The 12,582-nt window shown below is 30.8% G+C and carries 12 protein-coding genes; 6 read left to right on the top strand and 6 right to left on the bottom strand.

What is annotated here, in order from left to right; translation table 11 throughout:
* Positions 1-97 precede the first annotated feature (97 nt).
* Entirely contained in the window at positions 98-1,612 is a 1,515-nt protein-coding gene (locus I130_RS00620) for a DEAD/DEAH box helicase (RefSeq protein ID WP_034917499.1), read from the bottom strand.
* Positions 1,613-1,865: 253 nt separating this feature from the next.
* On the opposite strand from I130_RS00620, the gene I130_RS00615 reads away from it, so the two are divergent.
* Positions 1,866-2,579, top strand: coding sequence for a Crp/Fnr family transcriptional regulator (locus I130_RS00615; RefSeq protein ID WP_034917496.1), 714 nt, complete (start codon positions 1,866-1,868; stop codon positions 2,577-2,579).
* Between the two features lie 85 nt (positions 2,580-2,664).
* Complete coding sequence (locus I130_RS00610) at positions 2,665-3,222, top strand: hypothetical protein (protein WP_034917492.1); 558 nt, start codon at positions 2,665-2,667, stop codon at positions 3,220-3,222.
* Positions 3,223-3,296: 74 nt separating this feature from the next.
* On the opposite strand, the gene cysM is transcribed toward I130_RS00610, so the two are convergent.
* The 5 genes from cysM to I130_RS00585 all read right to left on the bottom strand — a co-directional run bounded on the left by cysM (position 3,297) and on the right by I130_RS00585 (position 9,425).
* Complete coding sequence (gene cysM / locus I130_RS00605; protein WP_034917485.1) at positions 3,297-4,181, bottom strand: cysteine synthase CysM; 885 nt, start codon at positions 4,179-4,181, stop codon at positions 3,297-3,299.
* Positions 4,174-4,968 carry a serine O-acetyltransferase EpsC gene (epsC, locus tag I130_RS00600; RefSeq protein ID WP_034917483.1) on the bottom strand — a complete coding sequence of 265 codons (795 nt, stop codon included), beginning with the start codon at positions 4,966-4,968 and terminating at the stop codon, positions 4,174-4,176. The genes cysM and epsC overlap by 8 nt, the downstream gene beginning before the upstream one ends.
* A 417-nt stretch (positions 4,969-5,385) precedes the next feature.
* On the bottom strand, positions 5,386-7,644 hold the full coding sequence (locus I130_RS00595; protein WP_232224004.1) for an FUSC family protein: 2,259 nt from the start codon (positions 7,642-7,644) through the stop codon (positions 5,386-5,388).
* 316 nt (positions 7,645-7,960) lie between these two features.
* A complete protein-coding gene (locus I130_RS00590; RefSeq protein ID WP_034917479.1) occupies positions 7,961-8,365 on the bottom strand; it encodes a hypothetical protein in 405 nt (134 codons plus the stop codon).
* Positions 8,366-8,705: 340 nt separating this feature from the next.
* Positions 8,706-9,425, bottom strand: coding sequence for an SDR family oxidoreductase (locus I130_RS00585; protein WP_034917476.1), 720 nt, complete (start codon positions 9,423-9,425; stop codon positions 8,706-8,708).
* A 273-nt stretch (positions 9,426-9,698) separates the two neighbouring features.
* Here I130_RS00585 and I130_RS00580 point away from each other — a divergent pair, with 273 nt between their 5' ends.
* From I130_RS00580 to I130_RS00565, 4 genes are all read left to right on the top strand, one after another.
* On the top strand, positions 9,699-10,076 hold the full coding sequence (locus I130_RS00580) for a hypothetical protein (RefSeq protein ID WP_034917474.1): 378 nt from the start codon (positions 9,699-9,701) through the stop codon (positions 10,074-10,076).
* Between the two features lie 80 nt (positions 10,077-10,156).
* Positions 10,157-10,774 (top strand): YqaA family protein, encoded by a 618-nt coding sequence (locus I130_RS00575; protein WP_034917472.1) that lies wholly within the window; start codon positions 10,157-10,159, stop codon positions 10,772-10,774.
* Positions 10,775-10,861: 87 nt separating this feature from the next.
* The gene (locus tag I130_RS00570) at positions 10,862-11,629 is read left to right on the top strand and encodes a DUF1206 domain-containing protein (protein ID WP_034917470.1); all 768 of its coding nucleotides are present in this window, start codon (positions 10,862-10,864) and stop codon (positions 11,627-11,629) included.
* 165 nt (positions 11,630-11,794) lie between these two features.
* The gene (locus tag I130_RS00565) at positions 11,795-12,577 is read left to right on the top strand and encodes a DUF1206 domain-containing protein (protein WP_034917467.1); all 783 of its coding nucleotides are present in this window, start codon (positions 11,795-11,797) and stop codon (positions 12,575-12,577) included.
* Positions 12,578-12,582: the final 5 nt, after the last annotated feature.

Genomic DNA, 12,582 nt, shown 5'->3' with positions numbered 1-12,582 from the left:
TCTGGGAAATTCAAAAAAAAGCTCAAAAAAAGCACTGCTAAAATAGATTTCGATTTTAGCAGTGCTTTAGTATAAATTCAACTTATTTTGCTTCCTCTTAGAATTCAGCATTTATTTGTTGGCGCAATTTTCTAGCGTAATCTTCTTCTAACCAATCTCTATAATTTTTTGTGCTTTTACTAATACAATAGGAATATTGTTTTATTCTAGAAGAAATATCATCTTTTAATTCTTTTGCAAGAATTCGTGCATCGAAAACATCTTCGCTATTTTCCACACACATTTTTACATGTTGGTCCATAGACCATTCTAAAACAGCTTTAGATCTAAGACCTTTCCTAATTACAACATCATAAGCAGCTTCAACATCAAAATCTACAACTTCAGATTGCTGAAATTGCTCTCTCATTTCAGGAGGCATTACATATTTAAACTCACGCTCAATTTCTTCATCGCTTAGTAAATTCTCAAAATAGAAATCTGGAGATCTAAAAAGCTGTTTCCAGTCTACCGGTGCGCTCCAATGTCCAAATCTTACTACATTATTACCAAGATCTATTACATTAAATTCAGATTTATTCTTCAAGATTCTAGAACCACGTCCTATCATTTGAAAATAAAGAGTCAATGACTTTGTCGCTCTGTTCAAAATAATGGTTTCTACGGAAGGTTCATCAAATCCTGTTGTAAGAATACTTACCGAAGTAACAATTGCCTCTGGGGTATGTTTAAACCATTTTAATATATCCTTCCTATCTTGCTTACTTGTAGTATTATCCAAATGTCTAATAGGAAAGCCTGCATTTCTAAAAGTTTCATATACTTCTTTGGAAGTATTTATTCCATTATTAAAAATAAGAGTCTTCTTATTTCTAGATTTATCTAAATATGCATTCAAGAGTTTTTCTTGCATACTCATGTTAGAGTAAAGCTCTTCAGAAGATTTTACAGTGTAATCACCGTTAATTCCCACTTTAAGAGATTGCAATCCAACATCGTAACTAAAAACCTTTGCTCTGGCCAAAAAACCCTTTCCTATTAATGAGCCAATAGAATCTCCAACTATAAGTTCCCGATAATTATCTTTCATAGGAAGTTTAATGTTAGAACTTAAAGGGGTGGCAGTTACTCCTAAAATAAAACACTTTTCAAAAAATTTAAATAATTTTCTAAATGAATTGTAATGAGCTTCATCAATAATAACCAATCCTATATCCTGAATTTCCAGTTTTTCATCATGTAACCTATTGTTTAGTGTTTCCACCATAGCCACAAAGCACATATAATCTTCTTGATCTGGAAGTTCTTTTACTTTACTATTAATTATTTTATTGAGCACCCCAAACTCCGAAAGCATTTTAGATGTCTGCTTACATAACTCAATTCTATGAGTTAGAATTAAAACCTTTTTATTAGTACGTTGGATAAATTCTCTTACAATAGAAGAGAAAATTACCGTTTTACCACCTCCGGTAGGAAGCTGGTATAATAAATTATAATGATTAGGATGCGTATCTATTACATTAAAAATCTTATCTATATCTACCTGTTGGTAGTCATAAAGTACTTTATCATTTTTTTTTTCTTCAAGTCCAAATGTTTCAACAGCCATATTTTCTGATTTCAGCAAGTTTGCAAAAATAGCAGATTTTTAAGTTATACTAAAATGTTTAGGCATATTTAAGTTTTATAATTATTCCTTTTTAATCATATTTAGAATGATTATTTTTAGATTAGTATTATAAAATTATAAGAATCAATATTTTAACCCTGCGCTTAAAGTTAGTTTCACAACCATCTGTAGCTTATATCTAGATAAGAATATTTAAATAAAAGCGCATTTCCTCCCTGATAGAATTTGGATTATGGGAAGGGAGCAGACATCATACAATAATTATTTACTGCAATTAAAAGATTGTGAGCTCATCCATGAGATGAATTTAAAATCTGCTGAATCTTTTTTCTCTCTCTTTCATGAAGAGACCTGGCCAAAACATTCTTGCATTCTTAATCATGAAAAATTATTCTACCATTTCTATATCATCCTTTCTGGCAGAATAAAAATGTATCAGGTAGATCCTATCAATGGGAAAGAACTAACTCTATTCTTATTAACCAAGAATGATGTATTTGATCTCTTTTGCTTATTGGATGGAACAAGGCATGATGCCTATTATGAGTGTTTAGATGAGGCTAAAGTTTTAGCAGCACCCATGAGTGAATTAAGAAAATGGTTAAAGGAAAATCCAGAGAATTATCAAAAGATACTTCCCTATGCGGGAAAGCAATTACGAATGCTAGAAGATTTTGTTTCCGACATCACATTTACAGATATTGATACAAGATTGCTACATCTGCTGCTAAAAAACGTGAATAAAAAATCAAAAAATCTAGAATTAATAAACGATTTATCAAATACAGAAATCGCAAATTTAATAGGTTCTACCAGAGCTGTTGTGAATAGACATCTTCAAAAATTAAAACAACTTGGGTCTATAAAGATTTCAAGAAAGAAAATGGAAATCAAAAATTTAAAACTCTTGATTAATTTATTTGGTAATAAAAATAAATATAAATAATTAATACAGTTGTGCTACTTGCGGCATAGTGAGAAAACATTCTCTGCTATATCTTTATTGTAGTATTAACTTAAATATTAATATTATGAAAAATGTAATCAGATTTTTATTCGTTTTATGTGGACTTGCCACTATGCAAGCACAAGAAGTGATCCTATTAGATGAAGCTCGATTAAATTTTGATGCAGATGCTATTACAATAGATTCAAAGCTTGGTGAAATTAGATGTATAGTTAAAGAAGACTATACAGGAGAGTTCTCAGATAATCCTATTAAATTCATGAAAGAAAAATTTGACTTTAATGAGTTTTTATCTGCAATGGACAACAGAAAAAATTTTGATGAATATCTAGTAACTTTTAATAGTTCTAAAGGATACCTAGAAGCTATCTATTCCAATAATGGAAATTTAGTAGGGACACATCAAAGATTTAAAAATATTACTTTACCGTCTGCTGTAAGAAATAAATTATTTATTGAAAACCAAGGTTGGACAGCAGTTAGTATTAAATATACAGCAAGTGGTAAAAGCGATAGAATAGATAAAGAATTATACAAAATCAAACTTGAAAATGGTAACAAAAATAGAGTGGTTAAAATAACACCTCCCAGCACTAGCTTAATTGGATATGTAAATAATTAAATTTAAATGTGAGGTGCGTTAAAAAATTAATTGAAGATTCAAGGAACTTAATTTCATTAAGCTCCTTGAATTTTTTACATAAATAGATCTGATGATAAATATCGATCTCCACGATCACAGACAATACTCACTACAATTCCTTCTTCTAATTCTTCACATAAGCGAACTGCTGCACTTGCAGAACCTCCACTACTCATCCCTGCAAAAACACCTTCATCTTTAGCTAGCCGTTGAGTCATTATTTTTGCTTCGACATCACTTACTTCTATAACTCTATCAACTTTTTTTGGATCGAATATTTTTGGTAAATATTCTTTAGGCCATTTTCTTATTCCAGGAATTCTAGAATTATTTGTTGGCTGTACTCCAACTATTTGAACATTACTATTCTGTTCTTTCAAAAATGATGAGGTTCCCATTATAGTTCCCGTAGTTCCCATTGAAGAAACAAAATGAGTGATTTTATTATTAGTATCTCTCCAGATTTCTGGACCTGTAGTTTTATAATGAGCTTTCCAATTGTCTTCATTAGCAAATTGATTGATCATAAAATAATCACCAGACTTCATTTTTTCTTCCGCATAATCTCTGGCATTTTCTATGCCTCCATCTGCATCTGTTAAGGTGACTTTTGCGCCATAGGCTCTCATCGTTTGTACACGCTCAATAGTAGAGTTCTCTGGCATTACTAGCTCTATATTCAGCTTAAAAATTCCAGCGATCATAGCAAGAGCAATTCCTGTATTACCACTTGTAGCCTCAATAAGCTTAGACTCCTTATTAATATCCCCACGCTCCAAAGCACTTTTAATCATGTTATATGCAGCACGATCTTTCACACTTCCACCTGGATTTTGCCCTTCCAATTTTAAATACAAACTAACCTTAGGGTTTTTAATTAAGGTTTCTGTTTTTACTAAAGGAGTATTTCCAATTAAACTTAGTATAGAATTATTCATTTTTTACAGAATTTTTAATTTTGATTTGAGGATTATGAGAAACCATAGAATTTGAAGGTACTGATGCTGTTAACCAAACATTCCCACCAATAATACTATTAGCTCCTATCACCGTTTCTCCACCTAAAATAGTAGCATTTGCATAAATTGTAACGTTATCTTCAATGGTAGGATGACGCTTTTTATTTCTTAATTCTCTCTTTACCGAAAGAGCTCCTAGGGTAACACCTTGATATACCTTTACATTATCTTTAATAACACAGGTTTCACCAATTACAACCCCTGTTGCATGATCTATAAAAAAAGGAACTCCAATATGTGCTCCAGGATTTATATCTGTTCCTGTTAGTCTATGCGCACATTCAGACATTAATCTTGGAACTAGTGGAAGCCCAAACTTATAAAATTCATGACTTAGCCTATAAATTGCTATAGCAAAGAAACCAGGATATGCTAAAAAAACTTCTTCTATAGAATTGGCTGCAGGATCATTTCTCATTATTGCATTCGCATCCTTATTTAATTTTTCCAAGATCTCTGGTAGTTTTTCTAAATAAGACTGCCAGATTTCTTTACAAGGTTTTCCGGGTTCCCAACAAACAAGATCAATCAATTCTTGAAAATCTAATTCTAGCTGGTCTATATTCTTTTCTACTGGGGTTGCCTCGTCAAATAAAGTGTAGAATAATTTATGAGTAAATGCTTCAGATTTTTCACGAATAGCATATTTTAAATTTGGAAACTGCTTTTGTTCCTGAATTTTTTGAATAATAGTCTCTCTCTTCATACTTTAAAAAATCATTATAGTAAGAATAAAGCTTTTAGAAAAAGGCGTTATTTTTATTCTTACCAAAACCAAAGTTATGGATTAATTAATGAAGAATTATAGATCTATGTTAAGGAAATATTTCAAAATATAGAACAAAAAATTTAACATTTAATACACGTTAAAAATTTATTAAGAGAAAAACAGTGTAGTTGATAAATCTTTAAATTAGTGTATTAATCATTTAAATATATAATCATGGCACAATCTCAAAATCCTTCAAAAGGACCAGCGAAACAAGATCAAAAAAAATCTGAACCTAAAAAACAGGATCAAAAGAAAACTCAACAACCTAAGCATTAATTAGGTTAAAATTTTGGAAGCCATCTTAAAAAGATGGCTTTTTATTTAAACTTTACTAGCTGAAATTTCCTGCCTCTAATCATTAACGAACTCAATTTTTGAAACTCTTTTAATTATCTTTTCACTTAAAGAATATAACCACTTTAATTGTGTATTAATTAAATGAACCTCTTGTAACTGTTCTGTATTACTTATACTGTAGGAATCACTTTTGTTGACGGATTCTTCAGAAGTTTTATTTAAAGATTCAAAACGACTATCAAAATAATTTTGCGCTTCAATTCTATGGTTAGAATCTAATACTTCAACATATTCATTTTCAGTTATTAAACCATTTGCAATATTCAAATTATGTGAAATGCCTTCAATATAATTTTGGAAATAACTGGAAGACTCTGTAGTTGGATGGTTTTGAATATAAGTCCCCATAGATGCAAGGGAGGAAAGAAATGTATGATTAAGTACAACTACCTCATAAAATTTGTCCAAAGGCATCTGTTTGGATTTTGGTTCTTGAGTCATTCTTTGGAAGGCAGAACTCAAATTCCCACTAGCTAAAAAAGCTCTTTTTCTAGACAGCTTGTAAGAAGTAGGAACCGCACCTTTCTCTTGATAATACTTTTGTATTGAAAACAGGTATTCTTTATTCGCTTTTAAACTTTCCCCAATAATTGAATTAATACTAAAATATTCCCATGAAGGCCAAAGTAACGCATTCCCTAAAGCCGCTAAACCAGCTCCCAAAACGGTATCTATTATTCTATATTGAATAACGTTAAGTACATCTGGCTTCAAAAGCGCATAGATAAAAACAACACTTAATGTTATAAAAGTTGCTGAGGTCTTATAGTTTCTTTGAACCATAGAAAATGCTAACACCAAACTTAATATTGCTAAAACCGCATATACAGTAGTATCCTGAATTAAAAGAACAATTCCTGTAGCAATTGCGCCTCCTATTAAAGTGCCTATAATACGCTGCTTAGATCTTTCTTTGGTTAGACCATAATTAGGTCGCATTATTACAATTATAGTAAGTAGAATCCAGTAAGGGTTTTGAACAGAAAAATATCCCCCGATAGTGAAACCAACCATTACAACGAGAGCTAGTCTTAATGAATGTTTAAAAATTGCCGACTTTAAACTAAAATTTTCAATTAAAATATTAAAATCATATTCCTGATGGGATATAAAGCGTTGAGCATCTCCGCTTTTTACAAAACTTAACTCTTTAAAATCCTTGTTACTTAAAATACGTTCTACTTTAAGGATCTTCTCTACTTGTTTACATTGATAATCATATAAATTTTTAAGCAAGATTGAACTTTCTAAAGATCCAATTTCTTTAGAAGGAGATACTTCATCTATATGTTTCTTTATTTTATGAAGATATTCTTCAAGTAAATTTTTGTTATTTAATTTTTTAGATTTCAACAAGAATTCTGAAATATGCTTCATTCTCGAAGCCATTTCAAAAGTTAGAGTTTGAAACAATTGTCGTTTTTCGGGATGTTTAGAAAGAATTTCATCCATCTTTTCATAGTCCACTGGATTAGCCATCGCTAATTCTAAAATATCTATAAGCTGAATAAATATAAGTAAACGTTTACCCTCATAATTAGAGCTTCCTGATGATTTTCTAGAAGATATAAGGATGTCACGTAATGTTTCATGATTAACATTTAAATCTGCCTGAAGCTCCAAAATTCTTCTTTGTAATTCTTCTCTATTAGAATTTGAATCCCATAATTCTCCTCGAATTTCTAAATATTTAGAAGTAAGCTCTAGACCTTGCGATAGAAACTGTTCCGTTTCTGCCTTTGGATTAACCTTATGCCATATTACCCTTAATAATAAATACCAAATTCCACCCAATCCTATGAAAAGTGCTCGTTCATAAAATTCTAACACATTCGAAATGTTTGCGAAACTAAGAACCAAAGCAAACAATCCTGAAAAGCTTATAAGTGAGGCTCTAAAGCCATATACCGCAAAATAGGAGAAAGCGAACATAATAATTCCAAGAATTGGAATAGTGATCCAATCTGAAGGATTAAGAAATCCACCAATTAAACTAGCAATTACTGCAAACAAGGCGGATAGAAGGATACCGAAATTTTTATTACGAATACTGCCAGTAACATCACTAGGAGAACTTAACAAAGCCCCCAGCGCTAAAGCAAGACCTATTTCAAAGGAACCTACATAAACACCAATCCCAATTGGAACTATTATCCCAAAAGCTAGAATTATAGCCTTAGTAAAATCTGTACTTTTTAAGAAAAGAATAAATTCTTTATAGGATTCCTTAAAATTAATCTTGAAATAATTCAAATTCTAGTTAAAATTTTGAAATGCAAAGGTAATGGCAAAACTTAGGCAGAGCGTTAAACTTGTCTGAAAAATATTTAGAACTGTTTTTATCTATGGCCTAGATTAAATTAGCAATGCTAGAGTTAGTTTTAAATTGGCATTATTTGAATAATTAGTGATAATTGAAGAAATTATAAACTAAACATTAATCAACTAAACTTAAAACATATAAAATCTGGTTGAATTTGAGAAGTGAAAAGCAGAAAATTGCTTTAAACATTATTACTACATCCTATTCTAAAAGATGCTACACACGATAATAAAACTTTTAAAACATCTAATCCCAAATAGAATTACCTACCATTTTATTCCAAACTGTATTATCGTCTAACCTTTTTAGTTTGGATTTGTTCATTATCTGAAAAACTATAGTTCCATCTGCTACTTCATAATTATCCTCAAAAGTTACAATGATATTTTTCTTCTCAACTTTGTACTCCCCACGCCAAATAATATCTGTAAGAATGATTTCGGCTACACTTTCCTCTAAAAAATTAATTTCTGAATGACAATTAATAAAAAAATCTGATGATGGTTGGGCATCTAAACACTCCTTTTCAGTTTTAAAATATAAAAAAATAAAGGTTTCATTTTCAAAAGAGTTCTTTTTAGGAAGTTCATTTCTCTCACAAAAACTTGCCATGAAAAAGATCGAGCAAATAAAGAGTAGCTTTACTTTCATAATATGAAGATTTATAGTAAGTTGTATTAAATTACTAAAAATCAATTTATTATACTTTATTAAAAGCAAAATTAAATTAACTATTTTCAAAAATTAAAATTGAGCACTTAACTTAATCTAATCCAATTAGTAAAGCTTTTAAAATATTGATTCCCCCGCCATTAAAATTTTCGGTTTTAATATGTTTTTCTTTTTACTTTAAAGACAATGATTAAATTCGATCATTTCAGACTAAATTTCTTACACCGAACTAAAGCAAAAAAAAACACCTGCCCAAATTCAGCAGGTATTTTAATAATATTTTATTTCTAAATTAATTAATAAGTCAGAAAATCTATCATTAAGATTTTGGAGGCATGGATGGTCGTACTTCAATTTTACTTGGTAAACTTCTAGGATTCATTTTCAATAGATCCACAACCAATTCTCCAATATCTTCTTTCTGAATTTTCCATGCATCTTCTTTACTTGGCTCATGATCGTTAAAATGAGTTGCCACAGATCCAGGCATTATAGTACTCACTTTGATCCCGTGTTTTCTAAGATCTAACATAGCCGCTTGAGTAAAGCCTGTTACTCCAAATTTACTGGCATTATAAGCAGTACCTCCTGCAAAGAAATTAGTACCAGCTAAACTTGAAATTGTAATAATATATCCTTCAGATTTTTTTAAACTCTCTAAGCTAGATTTCATACTATAAAAAACACCTGATAGATTAGTATCTATAGTTGCCTGCCAATCTTCTACACTCAATTCATCTATTGGAGCAAAATGACCGACTCCTGCATTTGCAACTAAGACGTCGAGTTGACCCCAAGTATCAATTACTTTTTTGACTGCCTTTTGTTGACTATTATAATCTCTAACATCTGCCTCTAAGGCTAGTACCTCTCCATTTCCTAAATTTTTCAACTCGCTAGCAGCTTTCTCTGCAGAATCTAAATTTCTACTGGTAATAGCTACTCTCATCCCGAATTTTAATAAAGCTTCTGCCACTCCAAATCCTATTCCTTTACTTCCGCCTGTTATTAATGCAACTTTTTGATTTGTATTTTCCATTTTATATGTCTTTTATAATAAGTTTTAAAACTACTAAACATCAATTGCTACGAAAAATATTACAGACTAATTAATTGTTAATTCTTGAAAGAAATAACCCGAGCTATCTATGTATGAACACTTTAAATAACCCAATAAATTCTTTTATAATTATTAGCTAAAATGGTTTCAAAAAAACTTTAAAGCAGTAACTTTGCGATCACCTGTAAAAAGCCTTTAAAATTAGGTGATGAAGGGTCTTAGAATTTGACAGTAACACAAAAAATATATAAGTTGAAAAATCCAAAAGCTCAAAAACTAATAGATAAAATTCAACGCGATTTAATGCGTAACGGATTAGTTATAAATACACTTGTAGAGGATCTAAAACAATTAAGGCCTTTTGCTATTGAAGAAGAAAATCCTCTTTTAGCTAAAGTGATTCGATTGACCTATGAACACATTGCAGCAACGAATTCTTTTGAAATTTCTATTCCCGATGATGAACCATTAGAAGAGAATGAGGATGAAGAAGCTACAGCTGAAGAATCCTCACCACAGGAAAGTTTAGATTATCTTTTATCTTTGATGCATGATACTTCAATTAAGAATAATGTGATTGATTTACGTGAATACAGTAAATCCCTAACTGAATTTGCTGAGAATAATTAATTGAATTCGAGTGTTATTATAAAAGTAGTTAGACTGCTTTTATAATAACATTTTAATATGCTTAACTAAATAACCAATGAATGAAAAAGGAAGCGAAATCTAAAAAGAAATCGCGAGCGCGCTTACTTCATCAGTATTACAGTTATACCGGTTTTTATAAGTTTGTAGCTAAAAGTGTAAAAAAGGCGATTATCCCAATTCTCCTTTTTATCGCTGCCATTTTCGCCTTGGATTATTTTGTCTTGGATCTTGATAAATTATTGGTAACAGTTACAGAAACTTATTCTCCAATAGGTATTCTTAGCGTTTTCTTTGCTTCTGAGTCCTTGCTTGGAATTATTCCTCCAGAGTTATTCATTGCTTGGGCAGGAAAATCTGAGCTCCCTATTTTCTATTTATCCTTATTGGCAGCAGCATCTTATATGGGTGGAATTGTATCTTATTTTATTGGTGTTGGAATCACTAAAATTCCAGTAGTTCATAAGCAGATTGAAACCAATATGGCTAAACACATTAAAAATACCCGGAAATGGGGTGGATTTTTAATTATTGTTGGTGCCTTACTTCCTATCCCCTTTGCAATGACAAGTATTGCTGCAGGGATTATAAGATTTCCATTTTTGAGCTTTCTTATGTATGGTTTATTAAGATTTGTAAGATTCTATGCATACGCATTAGTTATCTTTGAAATGGTATAAAAATTAATTCATTCCCGTTTCGATTTCTTCTTACTTTATACTAGATTTTTTTCTTAAAATTATGACCATCAATACATTTATAATTAAATGAGTGTTTTAAAAAATATAGCCAGAACTGGCTATATAGCTAAGGGTATTATATATTTGATAACAGGGATTCTCACATTTATGGCTGCGATTAATATAGGCGGTCAAAAAGCAGGGAAAGAAGAAGTATTAGGCTTTATTAGAAAGCAAGATTTAGGTAGTACTTTATTGATCGTATTATCTATTGGACTTCTTTGTTATGCAACTTGGAGATTTGCACAAGCATTTGTAGATCCTCAGAAACGGCATGGAAAACCAAAAAATAAGGGTCAACGTTTTGCATTATTTATAAGTGGGATTACTTATGTGAGTTTAGCCGGACTTGCAGTGTTAGCAGCTGGTGGAAGTATTGGGAATTCTGGAATCAAAAATTCAAGTATTTTAACTACTGAATTGGGATTATGGATTTTAGCCGGAATAGGCTTAATTTTTATTGGCAGAGGAGTATATCAAATCACTAGATTATTCAAGACAAATTTTAATAGAAAATTTGATCTGGAATCTATGATAGACGAAAAGAAACGAAAAATTATAAAAAATTCGGCCTACTTGGGAATGTCTGCCAGGGCTGTAATATTTTTTACAATTGGTTATTTTGCATTAAAAGGAGCTATAACTGCAAATCTTAATGAAATCAAAGATACTTCAGATGTTTTCTCCTTCATTGAAACCTCCTTTTGGGGATCATTTCAATTAGGAATAGTAGCTTTAGGTTTTATTTGCTATGCCATTTACATGTTCTTATCTGCAAAATATCGCAGCTTCTAATATTTTCAAATCTTCTATTCCCTTTTTATTTTCTGAATAATAAAAAACTATAATTTTAATTATTTTTCAACTTAATTTCCAACTTCAAATAATCACAATTTAATTATAAAGCCTTTTAAAGTTTCTGAGTTTTCTGATATATTTAGGCTCCAACCAATTTAAATTATGAATAATAAATTAAAAAACATTGCGCGAACCGGGCTCGTAGCTAAAGGAGTTATATATGCTATAATTGGAATATTAACCTTTTTAGCAGCCTTTAATTTAGGCGGACAAAAAGCTGGTAAATTACAGGTGATAGATTTCCTAGAAAAGCAAACCTTTGGAAAAGTTCTATTAATCATCATTGCACTTGGATTGCTATGTTATGCTTTTTGGAGACTAACTCAAGCTACAAAAGATCCTGAAAGCTTAGGCACTAATAAGAAAGCTAAAGTCAAGAAAATCGGGTATTTTGTTAGCGGTTTAATATATTTGGGAATAGGTGTCTTGGCTTTCTTAGATGCTATAGGATTTGCAAATAGCTCTTCTGGATCTTCAGGTAAAAATAGTAGTTTTTTGGCAACAGATTTTGGATTAACTGTTTTAGGAATTGTTGGAGTTATACTAGTAGGAGTTGGTATTTATCAATTTACAAGAATTAAAGAAGATAAATTCGAAAAGAAGTTTAGTGTTAAGGCCTTAAGTGAACAAAAACGTAAAAAAACTATTTACAATTCTGCTTATTTCGGTCTGGCGTCCAGAGGAGTTATCTTTTTAATCTTAGGATTCTTTTCTATCAAAGCTGCTTTCACTTCTAATCCCAACGAAATAAAAACCACTACAGAAGTTTTCTCCTTTATAGAAGAATCTTCTTATGGATCATGGTTGCTTGGAATTGTAGCCGCAGGACTAATAGCATATGCTATATACACTTTTATGCTGGCAAAATATAGAAGATTTAACTAAGCTTC

The sequence above is a fragment of the Gillisia sp. CAL575 genome, assembly GCF_000403785.1.
Classification (GTDB): domain Bacteria; phylum Bacteroidota; class Bacteroidia; order Flavobacteriales; family Flavobacteriaceae; genus Gillisia.
The sequence above is the reverse complement of the archived record's forward strand: the minus strand, read 5'-3'. Positions and strand labels throughout refer to the sequence as shown.